16 protein-coding genes are annotated in these 20,859 nt (G+C 49.6%); 4 read left to right on the plus strand and 12 right to left on the minus strand.

The window, feature by feature from the left end:
• Nucleotides 1-32: 32 nt before the first annotated feature.
• The 7 genes from CLOSYM_RS08270 to CLOSYM_RS08300 all read right to left on the minus strand — a co-directional run bounded on the left by CLOSYM_RS08270 (nt 33) and on the right by CLOSYM_RS08300 (nt 12,975).
• Nucleotides 33-1,001, minus strand: coding sequence for an alpha/beta fold hydrolase (locus CLOSYM_RS08270; RefSeq protein WP_044902261.1), 969 nt, complete (start codon nt 999-1,001; stop codon nt 33-35).
• Nucleotides 1,002-1,018: 17 nt separating this feature from the next.
• Nucleotides 1,019-2,353, minus strand: coding sequence for an MATE family efflux transporter (locus CLOSYM_RS08275; protein WP_003506892.1), 1,335 nt, complete (start codon nt 2,351-2,353; stop codon nt 1,019-1,021).
• 187 nt (nt 2,354-2,540) lie between these two features.
• Nucleotides 2,541-6,071 carry a pyruvate:ferredoxin (flavodoxin) oxidoreductase gene (gene nifJ, locus CLOSYM_RS08280; protein WP_003506890.1) on the minus strand — a complete coding sequence of 1,177 codons (3,531 nt, stop codon included), beginning with the start codon at nt 6,069-6,071 and terminating at the stop codon, nt 2,541-2,543.
• Between the two features lie 184 nt (nt 6,072-6,255).
• Complete coding sequence (locus CLOSYM_RS08285; RefSeq protein ID WP_021641773.1) at nt 6,256-8,793, minus strand: HD domain-containing phosphohydrolase; 2,538 nt, start codon at nt 8,791-8,793, stop codon at nt 6,256-6,258.
• Nucleotides 8,790-10,424: a GH3 family acyl-acid amido synthetase gene (locus tag CLOSYM_RS08290; protein WP_003506885.1), complete on the minus strand. Its 1,635-nt coding sequence runs from the start codon at nt 10,422-10,424 to the stop codon at nt 8,790-8,792. The genes CLOSYM_RS08285 and CLOSYM_RS08290 overlap by 4 nt, the downstream gene beginning before the upstream one ends.
• Nucleotides 10,421-11,029: a methyltransferase family protein gene (locus tag CLOSYM_RS08295; protein WP_021641774.1), complete on the minus strand. Its 609-nt coding sequence runs from the start codon at nt 11,027-11,029 to the stop codon at nt 10,421-10,423. Before CLOSYM_RS08295 ends, CLOSYM_RS08290 begins: the two co-directional genes overlap by 4 nt.
• A 167-nt stretch (nt 11,030-11,196) precedes the next feature.
• Nucleotides 11,197-12,975, minus strand: coding sequence for a VanW family protein (locus tag CLOSYM_RS08300; RefSeq protein ID WP_044902262.1), 1,779 nt, complete (start codon nt 12,973-12,975; stop codon nt 11,197-11,199).
• Nucleotides 12,976-13,178: 203 nt separating this feature from the next.
• Here CLOSYM_RS08300 and CLOSYM_RS08305 point away from each other — a divergent pair, with 203 nt between their 5' ends.
• Nucleotides 13,179-14,036 (plus strand): PHP domain-containing protein, encoded by an 858-nt coding sequence (locus tag CLOSYM_RS08305; protein WP_044902263.1) that lies wholly within the window; start codon nt 13,179-13,181, stop codon nt 14,034-14,036.
• Here the strand turns inward: CLOSYM_RS08305 and cobA are convergent.
• From cobA to CLOSYM_RS08320, 3 genes are read right to left on the minus strand one after another with little or no spacing between them, the layout of a single operon-like run.
• Nucleotides 14,033-15,559 (minus strand): uroporphyrinogen-III C-methyltransferase, encoded by a 1,527-nt coding sequence (gene cobA / locus CLOSYM_RS08310; protein ID WP_044902268.1) that lies wholly within the window; start codon nt 15,557-15,559, stop codon nt 14,033-14,035. The two genes, CLOSYM_RS08305 and cobA, sit on opposite strands and share 4 nt — an antisense overlap.
• A 44-nt stretch (nt 15,560-15,603) precedes the next feature.
• Entirely contained in the window at nt 15,604-16,497 is an 894-nt protein-coding gene (gene hemC / locus CLOSYM_RS08315; RefSeq protein ID WP_004462345.1) for a hydroxymethylbilane synthase, read from the minus strand.
• Complete coding sequence (locus CLOSYM_RS08320; protein WP_044902264.1) at nt 16,494-17,021, minus strand: precorrin-2 dehydrogenase/sirohydrochlorin ferrochelatase family protein; 528 nt, start codon at nt 17,019-17,021, stop codon at nt 16,494-16,496. The genes hemC and CLOSYM_RS08320 overlap by 4 nt, the downstream gene beginning before the upstream one ends.
• A gap of 230 nt (nt 17,022-17,251) precedes the next feature.
• Here CLOSYM_RS08320 and CLOSYM_RS08325 point away from each other — a divergent pair, with 230 nt between their 5' ends.
• Nucleotides 17,252-17,509 (plus strand): hypothetical protein, encoded by a 258-nt coding sequence (locus CLOSYM_RS08325; protein WP_003506873.1) that lies wholly within the window; start codon nt 17,252-17,254, stop codon nt 17,507-17,509.
• A 166-nt stretch (nt 17,510-17,675) separates the two neighbouring features.
• Nucleotides 17,676-17,912, plus strand: a complete 237-nt coding sequence (locus CLOSYM_RS08330) for a hypothetical protein (RefSeq protein ID WP_003506871.1) — start codon at nt 17,676-17,678, stop codon at nt 17,910-17,912.
• Between the two features lie 120 nt (nt 17,913-18,032).
• On the opposite strand, the gene CLOSYM_RS08335 is transcribed toward CLOSYM_RS08330, so the two are convergent.
• Entirely contained in the window at nt 18,033-19,154 is a 1,122-nt protein-coding gene (locus CLOSYM_RS08335; protein WP_003506869.1) for an AI-2E family transporter, read from the minus strand.
• An 11-nt stretch (nt 19,155-19,165) separates the two neighbouring features.
• Entirely contained in the window at nt 19,166-20,320 is a 1,155-nt protein-coding gene (locus tag CLOSYM_RS08340; RefSeq protein WP_021641781.1) for an alanyl-tRNA editing protein, read from the minus strand.
• Between the two features lie 162 nt (nt 20,321-20,482).
• Here CLOSYM_RS08340 and CLOSYM_RS08345 point away from each other — a divergent pair, with 162 nt between their 5' ends.
• Nucleotides 20,483-20,785: a hypothetical protein gene (locus CLOSYM_RS08345; protein ID WP_004462337.1), complete on the plus strand. Its 303-nt coding sequence runs from the start codon at nt 20,483-20,485 to the stop codon at nt 20,783-20,785.
• Nucleotides 20,786-20,859: the final 74 nt, after the last annotated feature.

A 20,859-nucleotide genomic window follows, 5' to 3' on the forward strand; every position in this document is an offset into this window, starting at 1 on the left:
AACCTTAAATGGGGAGAGCCCTGTCGCGGCCACTACGTGTTTTTCGCAGACTTTATCTTCGCCCGCAACCCCAAACCATCTTCCCCCAGGACGAAAGACTCAATATCCCGGTATACCTCGTCCCGGTTCAGTTCATTGAGAAGTTCATGCCTCGCCCGGGGATATAATTTTATCCTGACATCGCTCATCCCCAGACTGCAGAACTCTCTGTAGACTTTTTTGACGCCTCTTCCCTTATCACCGACCGGATCCTGCGCTCCCGACAGCAGGAGGACCGGCAGCGTCTTTGGTATCTGTTCAAACTGCTTTTTCTGCACAAGTTCAGTCATCACCTGAAAGAAATCCTCATAAGCTCCATTGGAAAAGATAAAACGGCAATCCGGATCCGCCTCGTATTTTCTGTTTTCCGCAATGTCCCTGGACAGCCAGTCATGCTCCGTTTCCCCAGGCTCAAATGGTTTGTTGTAACTTCCCAGAACAAGTCTGTGCAGCGTTTCATTATGATAATCGCGCCCTTCCTTCTTTATTGCCCGGCGGACCACCATTGTCCCGAGCTTCAGGACGACGGCCGGCTTGCTGCCTGTTCCCATGATTATCGCACCGTCCACCTGCTCCCCGCAGATAGTCAGAAAACGCCTTACAAAAAAGGATCCCATACTGTGACCGAGTATGAAATGAGGAACCGAAGGATACTGGCGCTCTGTAAAATCTGATATGCGCCTGATGTCTTCCAGCACATAAAAGGCCCCGTCCCGGTCGGAAAATGTTCCCAGGCAGCCGGGACGCGCTGTTTTTCCATGTCCCAGATGATCGTGTCCAATCACGGCAATTCCTTTTGCATTCATCGCTTCTGCAAAAGCGCCGTACCGCCCGGCATGCTCCAGCATGCCATGTGATATCTGTATTACAGCGGCCGCGTCCGAATCAGGAAGCCAGTGGATCCCATGGATTCTGGAAAGACCGTCGCTGGAAGGAATATAAAAATCAAATCTGCTGCCCATACTGTTTTCTCCTGTCCTTATATCAGATTCATCTGTTTCCATTTGCCCTTACGGTATCGCAGGATGAAGAGCGTCAGGCGGAATATCCAGTCCATGATCATCGCTATCCAGACTCCGATTACGCCCATCTGAAAATGGATCCCCAGAATGACACTGAACAGAATCCTGAATACCACCATTGAAAAGACCGAAGTCACCATCGGCATCCTGACGTCATTCGCCGCCCGCAGTGCGTTGGGAAGAGTGAAGGCCACCGGCCACATAACGATAGCGCCTGCACAGTGTATCCATACGAGAATTTTCGTAAGCTCCGCCGTCTCCGGGGTGAGGGAATAAATGTTCAGGGCCAGCGGCATGCTCAGAAGAACCAGGCCGTTTACAACGGCACCGGCTATATATGCGGTTTTCATCAGTTTCTTCACATAATATTCTACCTGCTCATAGTCTTTAGCGCCGACACAGCGGCCGACCACCGTCACCATCGCCAGATTCAGCGCCATGCCGGATATCAGTCCCATATTGTCCAGGTTATTCGCCACGGCATTCGCAGCTATCTGAACCGTCCCGAATCCGGCGATAATGCTGACAATCAGTACGCGTCCCAGTTGGAACAGTCCGTTTTCGATTCCGTTTGGAATTCCTATGTACAGAATCTTTCTGATGACAGAGCCATTCAGACGGCACAGGGAGCGCAGATTAATGTAAATTACGTTCCTCCTGTCCCTCAAAAGCCAAACCATAATCAAAGCGGCCACTCCCCGTGAAAAGGCGGTTGCCCATGCGGCGCCTGCGACCCCCATTGAAAAGCCGAAAATCAGGACGGCATTACCCGCCACATTGATCAGGTTCATCAGGACAGATACTTTCATTGATATTTTAGAGTTTCCCATGGAACGGAACAATGCGGCGCAGGAATTAAAAACCGCCAGAAACGGATAGGAATAGGCCGATATTCTCAGATATGTAACCGCATTATCCATGACCTCCCGGGCCACCGACGGATACAGCAGTCCGAGAAAATGACGTTTTGTCAGCAGGACGGCCGCCATAATTATGAGAGAAATCAGAGTCGTGACAATGAGGAGCTGGCCAGCCGACTCCCTGCACATATCCTTATTCCCCTTCCCCAGATATTGGGAGGACACGACAGCCCCTCCCGTGGCAAGAGCGGCAAACACATTCATCAGCAGAAGGTTGATGAGATCTACCAGTGCGACACCCGAAATGGCGGCCTCCCCTGCATAGCTTATCATCATCGTGTCGGCCATTCCCACTGTTATGGCAAGTATCTGTTCAATTATCAGCGGTACTATCAGCAGTCTCAATTCCTTGTCGGAAAATAAACGGTTCATTCTGGTTCCTCCGGTCAATTTTACAATATCCTTATTATACCAAAAATCCGGCGGGATGTCCTGAAAATTTATGTTATTGTTCACAGCACGCCGCTTTTTGGCGGGGTGTGAACAATAACAAATTTATTCCTCCGCCGATAAGAAAAAAGCGGACAGCTTAACGCTGCCCGCTTTCATCATTTAATAATTAGTCGTTTCCGTACAGAGTAACCAGCTTAGTAAGATAGTTATATCTTGCTTTTGCATCTTCCTCATTCTTTGCGAACAATGCTTTTGCTCTCTCCGGATTCTTAAGCGCAAGGGATGTGTAGCGGACCTCGCCGTTTAAGAATGCCTGGAAGTCTCCTGTCGGAGCCTTGCTGTCAAGGCTGAACTTCTTCTCAGCAGACGGATTGAAGCGGAAGTTGTGCCAGTAACCGCACTCTACAGCCAGCTTCTCTTCTGTCTGAGCCTTGTCCATACCTTTCTTGATACCGTGGTTGATACATGGTGCATAAGCGATAACCAGAGACGGACCCGGATAAGCCTCTGCCTCTGCCAGTGCCTTTACAGTCTGTGCATAGTCAGCGCCCATGGAAATCTGTGCCACGTATACATAACCATAGCTCATGGCGATGGAAGCAAGATCTTTCTTCTTCACATCTTTTCCGCCTGCAGCGAACTGTGCAACAGCGCCTGTAGGTGTAGCCTTGGAGGACTGTCCGCCTGTGTTGGAGTAAACCTCCGTATCGTATACCATAATGTTGATGTCTTTGCCGGAAGCAAGCACATGGTCAACACCGCCGAAGCCGATATCGTAAGCCCATCCGTCGCCGCCGAATACCCACTGGGATTTCTTAGCGAGGAAGTCTTTATTCTTAACGATGTCCCTGCATACAGGGCAGTCAATTCCGTCCAATGCGGCAACGAGCTTGTCTGTAGCAGTTCCGTTTAATGCTCCGATTCCGAATGTGTCAAGCCATTCTTTGCATGCTGCTTTTACTTCCTCGGAAGCTTCTGCTGATGCAAGGATGTCTTCCACTTTCTTCTTTAAGCCGTCGCGGATAGCGTTCTGAGCCAAAAGCATACCGTAACCGAACTCTGCGTTATCCTCAAATAAGGAGTTATCCCAAGCCGGACCCTTGCCTTCTTTGTTCACTGTGTATGGTGTGGACGGTGAAGAGTTACCCCAAATGGAGGAGCATCCTGTCGCATTGGAGATATACATTCTGTCACCGAATAACTGTGTGATTAATTTTGCATAAGGTGTCTCGCCGCAGCCTGCGCATGCGCCGGAGAACTCAAGTAACGGCTGTTTGAACTGGCTTCCCTTTACAGTTGTCTCTTTGAATTTCTCAATTACATCCTGTTTAATCGGAAGCGACTGGCCGTAATCGAAGATCTTCTGCTCTCCGAGGCTCTTCTCAAGGCTGTTCATAACGAGGGCTTTCTCACCCTTCTTGCCCGGGCAGACATTTGCACAGGAACCGCAGCCTGTACAGTCAAGAGCAGATATCGTCATGGCAAATTTGTACTGTGGCATTCCTGTCATAGGAAGTGTCTTCATTCCCTCTGCCCCTGCGGCCTCCTCCTCTGTAAGAGCTACAGGACGGATTACTGCGTGCGGACATACATAGGAACAGAAGTTACACTGGATACAGTTATCCGGATTCCATACCGGAACATTAACTGCGATACCGCGCTTCTCATATGCGGAGGAACCGGATGGTGTCGTACCGTCAACATAATCAACGAAAGCGGATACCGGCAGGTTGTTGCCTTCCTGAGCGTTAACAGCAGCCTGAACCGTATTAACGAACTTGACAACGTCTTCTCTTCCCTCTGTAGCGTGAGTCATCTCAAGACCTTCGTCCTCTGCTGTCTTCCAGCTCTCCGGAACCTGAATCTCTACGACATTCTGAGCGCCTGCATCGATAGCTGCCCAGTTCTTCTTAACGACATCCTCACCCTTACGGCCGTAAGTTGCCTCAGCGGCTGCCTTCATCAGTTCGATTGCTCTCTCCTCCGGAATAATGGATGCCAGTTTGAAGAATGCGGACTGAAGGATTGTATTGATACGTGTCGGGCCCATGCCGGTCTCAATACCAAGCTTCACACCATCGATGGTGTAGAATTTGATGTTGTGATCTGCGATGAACTTCTTAACCTGTCCCGGTAAATGTTTTTCAAGAGCTTCCATATCCCATGGGCAGTTTAACAGGAATGTTCCGCCGTCCACTAATTCCTGAACCATATTGTACTTACGGATATAAGCAGGATTATGGCAGGCTACAAAGTTAGCCTTGCGGATTAAATAGGTGGATTTAATCGGAGTATGTCCAAAACGGAGGTGGGACATCGTAACGCCGCCGGATTTTTTGGAATCATAGTCAAAGTATGCCTGTGCATACATATCCGTGTTGTCACCGATAATCTTGATGGAGTTCTTGTTTGCGCCTACCGTACCGTCGGCTCCAAGACCCCAGAATTTACAGTTAACGGTTCCTTCCGGTGTCGTTACAAGCGGAGCGCCCAGTTCCAGGGACAGATTTGTAACGTCATCCACGATACCGATTGTGAATACTTTCTTCTCTGTGTTGTCATAAACGGCTACGATCTGTGCCGGAGTCGTATCTTTGGATCCTAAGCCGTAACGTCCTGTGAAGATAGGTGTCTGGTCAAACTTCGTTCCCTTTAACGCTGCGACAACATCCAGGTATAACGGCTCGCCTAAAGAGCCAGGCTCTTTTGTTCTGTCTAATACGGAAATCTGTTTTACGGAATCCGGAATTGCTTCCACTAATGCGCTGGCACAGAATGGTCTGTAAAGACGTACCTTTACAACGCCGACTTTTCTGCCCTGGGCTACCAGGTAGTCGATTGTCTCTTCGATAGTATCGTTGACAGAACCCATGGAAATGATTACATGCTCTGCATCCGGTGCGCCGTAGTAGTTGAACAGCTTGTAATCCGTACCGATCTTTTCGTTAACCTTGTCCATGTATTCCTGGACAATCGCCGGTAATGCATCGTAGTATGGGTTGCATGCCTCTCTTACCTGGAAGAAGATGTCAGGGTTCTGAGCGGAACCTCTCTGGCACGGATGGTTCGGGTTGAGCGCGTTCTTGCGGAATGCGTCAACGGCGTCCATATCCACCATATCTTTCAGGTCTTCATAATCCCATGCCTCAACCTTCTGGATCTCGTGAGATGTACGGAAACCGTCGAAGAAGTTGATAAATGGAATCTTTCCTTTAATTGCAGCAAGGTGGGCAACCGCTGTCAGGTCCATAACTTCCTGTACGCTGGATTCACAGAGCATGGCACAGCCTGTCTGACGACATGCATAAACGTCTGAGTGGTCACCAAAAATAGATAATGCATGGCTTGCAAGTGCACGTGCAGATACGTTGAATACGCCTGGTAACTGCTCGCCTGCAATTTTGTAAAGGTTCGGGATCATCAGCAACAGACCCTGGGATGCTGTATAAGTGGTTGTTAAAGCTCCGGCTGCAAGGGATCCGTGAACGGCACCTGCTGCACCAGCCTCAGACTGCATCTCTGTAATCTGCACTGTCTGGCCGAAAATGTTCGTTCTTCCATCGGTTGCCCACTCGTCTGTAGCTTCCGCCATAGGTGAAGATGGGGTGATAGGATAGATGGCCGCTACGTCAGTAAATGCATAGGAAGCATGAGCTGCTGCGTGGTTACCATCCATAGTTTTCATTTTTCTTGCCATAATGAATGTTCCTCCTGTTATTTTAAAGTGAATGTATAGTTGAATCCCCTCTCGGAAATTTACCTGAGAATATTATAACAACTTTTTGTTAAAATGCAAACGAATTTGAATTGTTCTGGCGTATTATTTTAAAAACAATAAAATTTCTTATTATTAGCACCGCCTTTTTCTATCAGGGCCCGGATCAATTTTTCATTCCCTGTGCCGCGTTCTCTACGGTTATGTTCCCATTTTCCACCAGCTTGACAAACAGCTCTGCAAGCGTGGGATCAAACTGCCGGCCGGCCTGTTTGCGAAGCTCCTGGCAGGCGTATTCGACCGGATAAGACGGTTTATAGCTTCTTACCGAGGTAATCGCGTCAAAGGCATCCGCGACGGCCAGGCATCTGGCTCCAATCGGAAGCTCCTCGCCCGTAATTCCCCTTGGGTAGCCCCGTCCGTCCCAGCGCTCATGGTGGCCTACAACGGCAGGTATCAGGTAGTCCAGGCTGGGCAGGTGCCGGATGATTGCAATCGAATGCTCCACATGGGTTTTCATAATACCATATTCTTCGTCGCTTAACTGTCCCGGCTTTGTGATAATATTCTCCGGAATTGCGATTTTTCCGATATCGTGCAGAAGTCCCGCTTCATAAATCATCTGTGCATGCTCTTCATTCAGTCCGGCCGCCTTTGCCAGGGTTTTTGCATAATTCGCCACATTCTGGCTGTGACTGAAGGTATAATGATCCTTCGCGTCAATTGCGGCGGTCAGAGCATAAATCGTTGCCGCATATTCCTCATAGTTTCCGGTCATTATATTGCTGCGGGCCGTTTCAATATCCGAATCGGCCTCTGCAAGCGAATACTGGCAGATTCTGTTTTTCCCGCTCCGTTTGGCGTTGTAAACAGCCATGTCCGTATTCTCCAGCAGTTCCTTCACAGAAGACGCGCTGTACGGAGCCACGCAGATTCCGCCGCTCAGTGTCAGGGCTTTTAAGAGGACGCCGCTTCCGTCGGTCTCCTGCCGGCCTACCTGCTGCTTGATATTTTTAGCCAGCTCCAGCGCCTGATACAGGTTGTATCCGGGCATGCAGATCGCAAACTCTTTTCCACCGTAGCGGCACGATATTCCGTTTCTTCCCACGGTGCTGAGTATGATCTGCGCCGTACGCCTTAACGCATTATCTCCGGCATAGGTGCCGTAAAGCTGGTTAAACAGTTTGAAGTCATCCAAATCCAATATAATAAGCGCTACGGAATCGTTCCGTTTATCATTGTATACTTCGTTCAGTCTTTCCATAAATGATTTTCGGTTTAAAAGCCCCGTCAGATGGTCTACTGTAGCCTCGCGCTTTGCCTGTTCATATAAATTGGCATTTTTCACAGCTATCGCGGCTATCGACTGCGCGGACTCCAGGAATGATATATCGTCAAAGGTATATTCGCTCCCCTTCATCTTCCTGCCAATCAGCACAACGCCCACCAGATCGCCGTCGCGTTTGAGCGGTACGATACAGCTTGCCTCCAGCTCAGACAGCAGCCTTTTCTCCGCGTCCCACATGGATTTGTAGGTGGAGGAACGTTTGAAATCCGACATAAACATACAATTTTCCCGGGTATTAAACCAGGTGATGCAGGGATTGTCGGAGGAGATGGAAAATGCCTTCTCATCCAGGGGCGCAGCCGAGCATACCGGCCTGAAATGCTTTCCCGTCTGATCCTTCAGGCAGACATAAGCCTTATTCACCCGGATAGAATCGCAGATTACCCGCACCAGCAGAGCTAAAATCTCCTGTAAATCCAGGCTTTGGGATACCGCCGTGCTGAATTCCTTCAGACGTTCCTGCTGTATCTGTTCTTCCCTCAAAAACAGGTTGTTTAATATTTTTTGCAGGAGCTGGTAAATCAGCATCATGGATACGGCGAACAGGATTGCTATAATTAATGTCGTGTAACCTTCAAATTCCGGAAAATAAGTCTGCAGCTTCTGCTCCGTCGGCCGGATCAGGTAGGCACCCATAACCGAACAAAGGCACATGGTTTCCGCCAGCACCACGCCTCTTGACACCAGAAGCGTCATACGGAACAGCCTCTTACGGTACATCGCATAAAACATCAGGCTTGCGTAAATAATGCCCGACAGCGTGTCCCACGGAAAATAGTTGCCCGGCAATATTGAAATCAGATTGCCGATAATCAGAACCGGCGGTCCAATCATGATCGGCAGAAGGCTGCGCACCGGCACGTCACGCTCTTTTACGCCATAGGCCACCATCCTGGCCCCATGGATCAGCATCAGTACTATTAAAAAGGTCGGAATCAGAATTTTCCAGTTGCTCTCATAAAGAAATACAAACCTCCCGTCCCCTGTTTCCACCAGCTCCGGAGCCTTTAAAAACAATTCAAAATGGGTCAGGATCAGAATCACTGCCGTAACCAGCAGCCATACCTTTTTCATGTACTTGTCTCTCGACTCCACAAAATGGTACAGGAACATATATACCAGATAAGGCGCCGCAAAGAGAGCCAGTATGGACAGCTCATACCACAGCTTATAACCGGGATACAGCCTGAGCCTCATAAGAAGAGAACAGCCCGTCCATATGGTAAAACAGAAAAGCAGCTGGATAAAAGAATTAATAAGTGGGTTTTTCTTGGCCGACAACAGCGCAATCATCAAAAATGCATAGCAAAAAACTGCCAGTATCGGCACCCAGATAAAAGGAATCACTCCGCTCATCTTCCATACCTCCTGTCGCCGTTTATCTGATACGTATCAAACTTTAAAAATTCTGAAAGTTCAAATGAAGACGGATTTACCCTGCGTAGCTTTTTCCCCGTAAGTTCCTGGTACTGTTCCATCGTACCGCATTTCAGAACAGTTATCTGCAGCGGTTCTATGCCCAGCATTTTTTTCAAATCACGGTAATCCGTATCAAAAAATGTAAAATATACTTCCAGATGCTCTTTCAGGATCTGGGTGCTGACCGCCATCCTTCCCAGGTCGGCCGGATTTAGCTCCACATAGATATGGAGGTAAGGACGTCTTTTTGTGTCATATTCTTTTTTTGCAATCCAGTGTTTGATTGACAGGCCGGACAGACGAATCACATCCTCGATGGAATTTTCCGTAATCCGGGTAAAGCCTGCAATATCGATCACCCACGGCACCCGATCCAGGAATACCAGTTGGGGCAGATTCGTGCTTTTATCTCCACCGGTGCTGACACAGCGGAACATATCCCCGATCCTGTAGCGCGCAAATGCTCCGCCTTTCAACACCGTCACAACCAGCTCATAATTCTGATTGGCGACCAGTTCATCCATCAGGATGGTAAGCGGCTGGTAGGACGGATCATCCATGGATTTATACACTTCATCTTCCGGGATAAATTCATAAAAGCAGGAGTCCGGAAAAAATACCATCCCGTTGCGGGAGTGGGTTTCCGTGCCTACAATCGAAACCTCGGTACCGGCAAATATCTCCAGCGGATCGATTCCCCACGCCTCCCTCAGCGCATCTTTGTAGGAAGCCGTATCTGTTCCCGCACATACCAGTGATTTCAGGCTGAAAAGATCCCTGGGTTCGATATCGCGCCCTTCCTTGGCACACTGGTATTTGGCTTTGAGAAAACGGTACAGCATCAGGGGTTTCATTTTAACCGCCTTTTTAAGCATCCCTCCCGATGCCCCGCCCTGGAACGACGAAGCGAAGTTCTCCGTAATATAAAACGCCACGCTGCTCAGGCCGAAGAACAGATCAATCCCCTTCTGCATCCCCAGGGAAAACCCCTTTTTATTCCTCTCGCCGAAGGACATACTGTGGGCTTCTTTCACCGGAGGCAGAAATTTGAAATCGATTTCTTCTTCAAATACTACGGGAAAGAGCCCCGTAACAAACGGAAGCGGGGCCAGGCCGAACAGTACCTTGTCACCATTCTTAAGTCTTGCCTTTTTCGTCTCATTGCTGGAAGATAATGTAGTTATCGCCATCAGATTGCTGCGGAAAACGTCCAGCATGCTTCTGGTGTAGGGCGCTACTTTGACCGGATGTTTGCCGCCCTCCCATGTAGTCTGAAGCCAGATAACCGGTTCCCCGGGCAGCATGTCCGTCTTCTTTGCCAACAGGATATCCGCATAATCCCCATAAGTGGTAAGGGGAACGGTTCTCCTGAAATCCTCGATTGTCTGCGGCTGTCTTCCTTTAAGGAACATCTGGCCCAGCCCGCTCGCCGACCAGACGCTGATTTGTTCTTCCAGCAGCCGCTTCTGGATCTCCATATACTCCTCAATGGATAAGTCCAGAAAGCTGCAATATTCTTCCCATATTTCGCGGTACTGCTGTTTTTTTACCTTCTGTCCGTAATTCAACTTTCGTCTCCCCCTTTGCCCGCTGTTTTCTCCATTCTGCCGGTCTTTAAATCACTGATGCATTTTCTGATGCTGTCTGCATCAGGTATCAGATATGGAGTTTCTTTCCTGTAGTCATCATATCCCTCAAACAAACGGGGGAATGTATATCTGTCCTGAAGCAATATGTACAGCAGGTTCATCCCTGTATATACCGTGCCCGCCAGCAGCATAAACGGCTTGCCAAGCCCCAAAGACAGAAACAGATAAAATCCGGCCAGGAACAACACCCCCGGGTGTCTGCACAATGCGTATACCCCTGTCTTACAAATTTTTTGTTTTGAGCCCTCCACATAAGCTTCCTGAAAAGGCACGGCAAAGAACAGTGTGTAAACCAACAGCATAAGCTGTATCCCTGCCAGCAAGAAAAAAACAGCAACGGCAGGAAAGGTGACCTGATAATCACTCTCGAATTCCGTTACTGACATAGTTATTGTAAGCACACAAAGCGTAATGCAGCCCACTGCGAACAGCGACCTGATACCCCTGTGGTTTTTATGGATTTGATTTAAATCATACAGAATAAAAAATAGAAAGCATAAGCATCCCAGTCCTATGTAAGTCATTCAAGCAGTCTCCCTTTGTCCCGGTTATTATATCATCCGCATCATCATTGTACCAAATCGTTTATATAAACTCAATATAAAACTGCTTTTCTTTAGCCGTCCCACAAAACATCAAAGGGAAAACCTTCTGTTACAAAGGTTTTCCCTGCATAAATAATTTATTGATGTTAATTGCTTCCGGGCCCTGCCGGAACGTCGACCACGGGATTCGTCGGAACAACGGGGCTGCCTCCGGCTTCCTGTCCCGGACTGCTGCCGCTGCCATCTCCCGGCGTCGGTCCTCCCGGAGATACGGTGCCCGGAGACGGTGCCTCCGATGACTCGCCGCCGGGGCCTGCCGGTCCCTGGGCATCACTCTGGCCTGGAATTGTCTCTCCCTCGCTTACCGGAACTGTCTCGGCAACGGAGGCGGACGGATCTACGGTCGTGATAACCACACCCGATGTATTTCTCTTAATAATCGCCGCTTTTCCTCTGTAACTGCTGTTATGGAAGAATTCACGGCTGATTTCCTTGCCATCCTCATAGATTACGAGATAAGTAGTCCATCTGCTGCCGGGTACGGCCTCCTTCACGACCTTCTCTTCCGTAAGCTGAAGTGTCTGGTCTTCCTCATATACCGGAACCGGCGGATCGATGGTGCTTGTCTTCTCAGAAGCCATGCGGACCTTCTGACCGTCTTTTACGATCTGCACTCCATAGATGGAAATGGTCAGCTCCTGATTGACGAAGTTGGTCTTAATCGCCACCGGATAATTGGAATTATTAACAAACTTGAAGTCCGGTCCGCCGAAGCTCACGGCCGCGTCTTCACCCGGTGTTACATAGGACGGCTCGTAGCTGTGCGCATGGCGCTCCGTACTCTTAAGTCCTGCAAAAATAACGGCATTATATAAAGTGGAGGAAACCTGGCATACTCCGCCGCCCGGCTCCTGAACCACCTCTCCGTTCAGATATGCAGTGGCCGGCTTATAGCCTTTGGCCTCGGTACGCGCTCCCGTCGTTTCGTTAAATGAGAACTCCTGTCCGGGATTAATGATTGTCCCGTTCAGCGCCACACAGGCCAGCCTGATATTCTCGTTACGGTTGCTGTTGGATGTTGTCTTGGTGGTATAGGTTGCAATCGTCTTATACTTCTCTTTGAGCTGTGCCGCAGTAAGCTCCGGGGAAACCTCTTTCACGCTTGCCTCGATTACCGCATCGTAATCTTTATTGTGAACGGCCTCCACCATATCGGCCGCAAGCTTGTCCTGGTCGATGACAAGACCGTTTGTGCCCTCCGAAAACGTAAATTTGCCTGTTTCCTTATCATAACCGGAAATACCGCCGTTCTTGGCCACCATGTTCCAGTTGCCGGCTATCAGGGCCGCCTCAGCCTTTGCCGCCTCCATCAGGTTCTGATCCGTCTCATACGCTTTGGCTTCCTGCATATCGCCCGCATAAATTTCTTCCAGGATATTATTCACCTTTTCGACAAGTATATTGTTAACCGAAGCTTCCTTATCCTGGTACTTCACCTTCATGTTCCAGTTGTACTGCTTTAAAATTGCCTCTCTGGCCTCGTCCTGAGTCATTCCGGTAATATCGACTCCGTCGACGGTTATCTGGTTTTCAGCCGCGCTGGAGGATTCACTCACTGACGATGACTCTGCGCTCTCTCCCGTCGTACTTGCCTTACGGCATCCCCTCACCGCAAGTGCGATGCAGAGTATTACAATAATTGCACCGATTCCATACATCAGAATCTGCGTGATATCATAATCATTCTTCTTTCTTCTCTTATTATGGCCTTTGCCCCTGTTGTTAAGGGAACTGTGCCCGGCCGATGCTCCCGATACTCTGGCTCCCTGACGGGTATTCCTTCTGCTGCCTCCGCTGCCCGCTCTTCTCGAAGAGCTTGTATTTGATGTCCTTCTTCTGGAAGATCCGTTACTATAATCACTCATAATCTTTCACCTGTCTACATAATCTTGTTTCGTTCATGCTACAGTATAGCACAAATCTATGAAAAGAAAATAACTTATTTCTTAAATTTCTTTTTACGTTAAAATAATACTTTTTTCTTGACTTTTTTTGCCGGGAAATGTACTGTTTTACCAAAACGGTGAAAGGTGAATTTTCATCCGCACCAATAATCAGGAGGTATTTTATGGAATTTATTGATCTTCATGTGCATTCCTCTGCTTCGGACGGCACGCTCGCCCCCGGCCTGGTAACTGAACTGGCGCTGGAAAAGGGACTGTACGCCTACGCTCTCACCGATCACGATACAACGGACGGCATCGACGAAGCCGTGAGGGCTGCCGCCGGAACCGGACTGGAGGTGATTCCCGGCACAGAGCTTTCATGTATATATGAGGGAAAAGAAATCCATATAATCGGCCTCTTCATTGACCATCATTCCCCTGAGCTGGTAAGGGCGCTGACGCAGCTTCGAAAGGATCGCGATAACCGCAATATGGAAATGCTCTCCCTTTTCCAAAAAGACGGCTTCATGATTACGGAGGACGCCCTGACAAAAGGCGGATCGCTGTCCGTCATCACAAGGGCGCATTTTGCCCGGGCGCTGATGGAGGCCGGCTATGTCTCCACGATGGAGCAGGCATTTAAAAAATATCTGGAGCATGGCAGGAAATACTGTCCGCCAAAGAAAACCGTCCCTCCCGCCGAGGCAATCCGGCTGATTCTTGACGCCGGGGGCTTTCCCGCGCTGGCGCATCCGGTCCAATACAAGCTGGGCTGGGAAAAAACCGGCAGGATGATTGCAGGTCTTAAAGAGATGGGACTTAAGGGAATCGAGGTCTATTATTCGTCACATACCCAAAACGACAGTATGCGTCTCAGGGAAATGTGCCTCCGCTTCCGCCTTCTCCCCACCGGAGGCTCCGATTTTCACGGTTCCAACAAGCCTGATATATCCATTGGTTCCGGAAGAGGCGGGCTGCGCATCTCCCGGCTTCTGCTGGATGATATAAAAAAGACGCTTGCAAAAGACGCCGGGAATTAGATATTCCCCGCGTCTTTTTTCATGCATTCCGCCAGACTGTCCATGGTAGGGATTAAAGCAGTGATGCAGTCCATCCCGCAGGCGGCCGCCGCTTTCCTCGTCTCCTCCCCGATACAGACCGCCTTAAAGCCTCTCAGCATCTCAGCGGACGGCTTCAGCGTTTCCATAAACCCTCTGACTGTGGAACCGCTTGTGAACGTGACATAATCAAAGCACTGTCCCGTGAGCAGCTTTTTCACGCGTTCCGTCTGTGCATTGCAGATTGGATAACGGGTATGGTAAAGGGCGATATCCCGGTACTCGATCCCGGCTTTCTGCAATGGCTTTATCAATTCCGGAGAGCCCTTCTCCGCTCTCAGTATCAGAATCCGTTCTCCTTTTGCTATCTCCGACAAGCCCTCTCCCAGATCCTTCGCATAATACTGTCCGGGCATGTAGTCCGGATAGATTCCGTGTTTCACGAACATTTCACCCGTTGCCCTTCCGATTACCGCAAGCTTTACGCCCGCAAGGGCGCGGATGTCCGTTTTCATCTCTCCCATCAGTTCAAAGAAGACCTCGGCTCCGCTGGGACTTGTGAATACAAGCCAGCCATAATCGCCAAGCCGGGCAAGCGCTTCCTGTATTGCGCTCCGGTCCTTCGGCAGTTCGATTTCCACGGCAGGCAGTTCCACCACCTCCGCGCCGGCAGCCCGCAGCCGGGCCGTCATTTGGGACGCTCTTTCGCGAGGCCTTGTCACAAGAACCTTTTTCCCTGCCAGCCCTCTCGCCCCGGACCAGGAACAGACTTTGGCCAGGTTACAGACTTCACCGACCACAATAACCGCCGGCGGCCGGATCCCCGCTTCCTTCCCGTCCTCAATAAGCCTTTGAAGCGTTGACAGCACAGTCCTCTGACCTGCCGTCGTACCCTCCTGTAAAAAGGCGGCCGGTGTGCCTCCCGCCATCCCCGCTTCCATGAGTCCTCTGCAGATCTCAGGGGCCGCTCCGGCACCCATCAGAAAAATCAGGGTTCCCCCGGCTCTCACGAGGGCTTCATAATCAATGGCGCCTTCATTACCGGCCTGTGAATGGCCGGTAATCACATGAAAAGAGGATGCCAAACCGCGGTGTGTCACAGGGATTCCGCTGTATGCGGGGACTGCAACCGCCGACGTAACCCCGGGTACAATCTCAAAGGGGATATTATTTTCCCTAAGCGCCTGCGCCTCCTCGCCTCCCCGTCCAAAGACAAAGGGATCTCCGCCCTTCAGTCTGACTACCAGTCCTCCCTTCTTTCCCTCTTCCACCAGAATCCGGTTAATCTCCTCCTGGGAAGCGGAATGAAAGCCGCTTCGTTTTCCCACATAAATCTGTTTTGCCGTGCCCGGTATAAAGCCCATAATCCCGTCGCCCGCCAGGGCATCGTAAATAACGGTGTCCGCCGCCGCCAGCAGTTCCCGCCCTTTTACGGTCATCAGGCCGGCATCTCCCGGTCCCGCGCCTATCAAATACACTTTTTTATCAAAATATTGATTTTCCACTTCCGTCTCCAATTTCTGTTTATAATCTCTTTTACTTTAAGTCCTTATTTTTGCTCAAAAGCATTTTTCAGCGTAAGCGCCAGCTTCACCCCAAGCTGCTCCGCCTCCTCCGCCATCCCTTCCATCTCTCCCGTTATATAACGGTCCGATGCCTCGTCGTAATAAAGGCCCCTGAGATACAGACGGCCGGCAGCTGCTTCGGCGCAGGCCGCGCAGGGAGAACTGCATCCGCCGTCCAGTATTCTGACAAATGCCCGTTCTGCAAGAGCCATTGCCCGGGAATCGGGCGCATCTACCTCCTTCATAAACGGAAAATAATCTTCTTTTCTACCCTGGACCGCCATAATTCCCTGGCCTGCAGAGGGAATGATCTCATCCACAGAAAAATAACGGCTGATTCTTCCCTCAAACCCCATCCTTATAAGACCGGCAGCCGCCAGAATCAGGGCGTCATACTCCCCGTCGTCCAGTTTCCTGAGCCTGGTGACAAGATTGCCCCTGATTCCTTTAAACACCGCATCCGGATAGAGCCTGGCCGCCTGCATCCTCCGCCTTCTGCTGAAGGTTCCGATTACCGGCCCGGCCGGAAGGCTTTCAAGGCCTTTGCGGAGCACAAGAACGTCTCTTTTATCCTCCCGTTTCGAATAGGCCAGTATCGGCAGCCGTTCCGGCACCTCCATCGGCATGTCCTTCAGACTGTGAACCGTTAAATCACACCGGCCATCCAGGAGCGCACGATCCAGCTCCTTTACAAAAAGCCCTTTTCCGCCTATCTGCTCCAGAGACTTATCAAGTATCATATCCCCCGTTGTCTTCATTGTCACAAGCTGTGCCGACACGCCGGGACAGACCCGCTTTATCTCTTCTATTATCAGTTCCGACTGAATCACTGCCAGAACGCTCTCCCTGCTTCCAATCCGAATGGTTCCGTTTATCATCTTTCTATCTCTCCTCCTGTCATTTCCCGCTCCAGGCACTTCTGCACGGCCTCGGTCATTCGTTTTGCCAGACGGTGATCGGTTCCTCCGGCCGTAACGCCTGCCACAACCGGTCCCTGCTTTGCCAGACCCGGGAAATAGAAATCCGACATTTCCTTTTTTCCCGCAACATTAACAAAGGCTCCGGCTCTCCTTCCGTCCAGAGCCGCCAGGCGGTCGGCCTCCGGATCCCCGGTGGCCGCCAGAACGAGGAACCAGCCTCCCTCCCCGGCGGGGCCGGCCTTCTCTGCAAGCGGATAACGTTCTCTGTATTCCCTGTAATCCATCCTGTACAGATTTACGAATCCGTTTTCCGAAAGCTTCCGAAACAGTTTCTCCGCCTGGCCGCCGACCTCTCTCGCAACTACGGTAACCGCCGCGCCGGACTCTGACAAAGCCCTGATCCGTCTCTGCGCGACCGGACCGGCTCCCGTTATAAGCACATTATAGTTCTTTATATCAAAAAACAAAGGAAAGTAAGACATACCTCCACCCTTTCTCTTCAATTCGTCGTTTCTGTGCAAAATGCGCACGATAACACCTTGTGGGATACTACCCGTGAACAGTAACGCTTCCCCCCATTATACACAAAAAGCCCCCTACATTCAAATCACATTTTAACGCTTGCGGCTTTATCCGTTTCACGGTATACTTGTACGGTATACGGTTATGCAAGGCAGTACTAAATCCGTCAGTAAATCATGGAGGTACCGGTATGGAAGAATTTTTCAAGGCTATTGAGGATAAGATTGGCGCATCTGGCTATCCGGGACAGGTGAGCGGTGAAGAAATCTATAATGAAATCTGCGACGACATTGAGGAAAAGGAGAACGGCTCCTATCTCTTTCTCTCCAAAAAAGAAGATAACTCTGTTTTTGAGTATAAAGTCGACGTAATGGATGATAACTTCAATCTCTCTTATGTTCATATCACGTCAAAATCAGGCACGTTTCATATAGATTTTGACATATAATTCACAAACAAGCCGCGGAAGCTGCCTGCTATTTTCACAGACAGCTTCCTTTTTTTGTTCCTAATTTTGGGAATTATCCTCCTTGTTTTATACAGACACTTTTGTTATAATATGATTGTTAAAACATTAACCCATTTTCCATTCAGAATTAAAAGGAGGGTTTATCATGAAGATTCAAAATATTTCAGACGTAAACAAATTTTTTGCCGTTATTGATCAGTGCAAAGGAACAGTCGAGCTGGTATCACCGGAGGGAGATCGCATCAACCTGAAATCCAAACTGACCCAGTACCTGTCCATGGCAACTATCTTTTCAAACGGATATATTAAAGAGCTGGAACTGGTTGCTTATGATAAAGATGATATCGATCGTCTTATCAAATTCATGTACCAGGGAGAATAAGAGCTGTAACAGTTCGGCTTCGGCCAGCGTTACCCGGATACAGCCGTCCCGCAGCAGATTGGAAACCGTTAAAACCGTTTCTCATCCGCCGCGGGACGGCTGTCTTTATATTCTCCCGGATTACCGCCGTTTCAGCCTCCGGTTCACATCCTCCCTTACCAGTGCATAAACCACTGAACAAAGCGGGATAAATATCAGCATTCCCACGACTCCCATCATACTGCCGCCGATGGAGACGGCCGCCAGTACCCATATCGAAGGAAGACCCACTGAGTTTCCCACCACATGGGGATAAATCAGGTTTCCCTCTATCTGCTGAAGTACAAAGAAAACAATCGTAAACCAGACAGCCTGTACAGGGTTCACCACCAGGGTCAGGAAAATTCCGATTGCACAGCCGATAAACGCGCCGAAAATCGGTATCAGCGCTGTAAATGCAATCAGCACTCCGATTAAAAGCGAGTAAGGCAGTCTGAGCAGGCTGAGCGTGATAAAGAACATTGTTCCCAGTATCACCGCCTCCGTACACTGGCCTGCAAGGAACTTCGAAAAGGTCTGCTCCGCCATGCGGCAGATGCGGATAAATTCATTTACCGCGCGCTCCGGAAAATAAGCATAAAACAGTTTTTTAAACTGACGGGCCAGATTTTCCTTCTGCAAAAGGATATAAATTGCAAAAATAAAAGCAATTCCAAATGTGGCAATTCCGCTGGCAATTGACATTGCCGCCGTCAATGTGGACGACAGCACCGTGCCTGCTCCGGTCGTGACAAATCCGGCTATCTTCTCAAACGTATCTTTCCAGTCAATCTGCAGATTGATATTGTTGATATATTCCACAATCTCAGGGTACTCGCCAAATTTCTTTTCAAGCATTACCTGGACATTCATAAAAAACTGCGGAATCAAATCCTTTAAGCTTACAAGCGTATCGGTTATCTGAGGCACTACCAGGAAAAATACGATTCCCAGAATCAGTATTACAAAGAGAAGTGCAACCGTCAGGCTTATCACTCTCCTGTGCTTTCTCACTCTCTTCTCCGGAAGCCTCGTCTCAACGAACCGCATCGGCACATTCAGGATGAAAGCAATGGCCGAACCGCATAGGAACGGAAATACAAGCCGTATGATCCAGCCTATAAATACCAGTACTCTTTCAAACTGCATGGCAAGCGCCAGCACTATGACCGTGTACAGGATTAACAGCATAATTTTTTTCATTGTTTCCCGGTTTATATCCATTCTGTTTCCTTTCAAAATATCTCTTCAAATACATTTCTGATTTCTTCTTCCGATGCCTTAAATGTTCCCTGAATCATCTGAGCGCTTCCGCCGCCCCGCCCGTTAAGCTTTCCGTTCAGGGTCTTTCCGGCCTGCCTCATATCAAATGAGCGGCTGCCCGCACAGTAATTAAAACCGCCTTTCGCATCCTCTGAGAAAACGGCTGCCGTCTCTGCCTTACCGCCTTCAAGCAGCCGGTCGCAGAACTGCCTTATCTGCAGCGCCGTCATCCCTGTTTCAAATACAAGAAGCAGCTTTTGGCCTGCCTCATACTGTTTTACCTTCAGGTTGAGCAGCTCTCTCGTAAGCGCTCCGATGCGTGCGTCTTTTTCGGCCGCTTCGTTTTTCAGACGCTCTACCGCTTCCTTTAGCCTGTCTGGTTTTGCAGACAGCAGGTTTGAGATGGCTGCGGTCTGATCCGTCTTCCTTCTGTAATCTTCCATGGCCTTAGCGCCGCAGAGCATGGATATACGCACGCCGCCCTTATAATGAATCATGGACAGGAACTTAACCGCTCCGATTTCACCGGTATATTCAACGTGGGTTCCGCAGCAGGCACAGCAGTCGGCGCCGGGAACTTCCACGATTCTGACCCGGCCGCTCAGTTCCTTCTTACTTCTGTAATCCAGCTTTTGCAGTTCCTCCTCCGATGGGTATGTAGCCTTTATCTGCCTGTTGGCAAAAACGATTTCGTTCGCTTCTTTTTCTATTTCCATCAGTTCTTCCCAGGTCAGTATTCCATTTAAATCTATCGTCATTTCTTCATGGCCCATGTGGAATCCGACATTATCATACCCGTAACGGCCGTGGATTAATCCCGATACAATATGTTCCCCCGAATGCTGCTGCATATTAGAAAAACGGTTATCCCAGTCTATCGCACCGGTGACGGTTTGTCCCTCCTGCAGTTCCTGATCCGTGTAGTGGATTACCTCCTCTCCCCTCTCATGGACATCCAGTACTCTGACTGTTCCAAGCGTTCCCGTATCAGACGGCTGGCCTCCCCCTTCCGGGTAAAAGGCAGTCCGGTCCAGTATCACTTCAAATCCCTTTTTCCCTTTTTCACAGGAGACAACCTTTGCCTCAAACTGCCTGATATAGGGAATACGGTAATACAGCTTTTCCATCTTTATTTCCTTTCTTTATCAAATTCCGCGATACTCCTATTATACACAAGTTTTCACCATGTTCAATCATGTTCCCGTTAAAATTAATTTTAAAAATCAGGAAACTGTGGCAAGCCGCCGGGCATATGATGGAGTGTAAAGAAAATCTCGGAGGAACTTAATATGAGTGATTTAGCAGCAACAAACTGCGGATGTGGATGTGAGAATACCTGTGGCGGCGGATGTGGATGCGGATGCGGATGTGGCGGAGGAAACTCGATTTTCCTGATTCTCATCTTACTCTGCTGCTGTGGCGGCGGCTTCGGCGGCGGCGGTGGATGTTGTGAACATAACTGCGGCGGCGGATGCGGATGCGGATGCGGCGGTGGATTCGGCGGCGGATGTGACTGCCTGATCTGGATTATCCTGCTGTGCTGCTGCTGTGGCGGCGGCGGATTCGGTGGCGGCGGCGGATTCTGCTGCTAATACATCTGTCCCTTCAGGCCCCGGATTGCCTCAGAATTCAAAGCGGAGTTCTTCCGCAGCAATCCGTTCGGCCG

Source organism: [Clostridium] symbiosum ATCC 14940 (genome assembly GCF_000466485.1).
GTDB classification, from domain to species: Bacteria; Bacillota; Clostridia; order Lachnospirales; family Lachnospiraceae; genus Otoolea; species Otoolea symbiosa.

What these genes read in the sequence shown, in the direction of transcription:
- CLOSYM_RS08295 (WP_021641774.1), bottom strand. Translation starts at nt 11,029, where the DNA reads ATGACTTACATAGGACTGGGATGCTTATGCTTTCTATTTTTTATTCTG.
- CLOSYM_RS08285 (WP_021641773.1), bottom strand. Translation starts at nt 8,793, where the DNA reads ATGAGCGGAGTGATTCCTTTTATCTGGGTGCCGATACTGGCAGTTTTT.
- CLOSYM_RS08275 (WP_003506892.1), bottom strand. Translation starts at nt 2,353, where the DNA reads ATGAACCGTTTATTTTCCGACAAGGAATTGAGACTGCTGATAGTACCG.
- CLOSYM_RS08335 (WP_003506869.1), bottom strand. Translation starts at nt 19,154, where the DNA reads ATGGATATAAACCGGGAAACAATGAAAAAAATTATGCTGTTAATCCTG.
- CLOSYM_RS08345 (WP_004462337.1), top strand. Translation starts at nt 20,483, where the DNA reads ATGAGTGATTTAGCAGCAACAAACTGCGGATGTGGATGTGAGAATACC.
- CLOSYM_RS08325 (WP_003506873.1), top strand. Translation starts at nt 17,252, where the DNA reads ATGGAAGAATTTTTCAAGGCTATTGAGGATAAGATTGGCGCATCTGGC.
- CLOSYM_RS08270 (WP_044902261.1), bottom strand. Translation starts at nt 1,001, where the DNA reads ATGGGCAGCAGATTTGATTTTTATATTCCTTCCAGCGACGGTCTTTCC.
- CLOSYM_RS08330 (WP_003506871.1), top strand. Translation starts at nt 17,676, where the DNA reads ATGAAGATTCAAAATATTTCAGACGTAAACAAATTTTTTGCCGTTATT.
- CLOSYM_RS08340 (WP_021641781.1), bottom strand. Translation starts at nt 20,320, where the DNA reads ATGGAAAAGCTGTATTACCGTATTCCCTATATCAGGCAGTTTGAGGCA.
- CLOSYM_RS08305 (WP_044902263.1), top strand. Translation starts at nt 13,179, where the DNA reads ATGGAATTTATTGATCTTCATGTGCATTCCTCTGCTTCGGACGGCACG.
- CLOSYM_RS08300 (WP_044902262.1), bottom strand. Translation starts at nt 12,975, where the DNA reads ATGAGTGATTATAGTAACGGATCTTCCAGAAGAAGGACATCAAATACA.
- nifJ (WP_003506890.1), bottom strand. Translation starts at nt 6,071, where the DNA reads ATGGCAAGAAAAATGAAAACTATGGATGGTAACCACGCAGCAGCTCAT.
- hemC (WP_004462345.1), bottom strand. Translation starts at nt 16,497, where the DNA reads ATGATAAACGGAACCATTCGGATTGGAAGCAGGGAGAGCGTTCTGGCA.
- CLOSYM_RS08320 (WP_044902264.1), bottom strand. Translation starts at nt 17,021, where the DNA reads ATGTCTTACTTTCCTTTGTTTTTTGATATAAAGAACTATAATGTGCTT.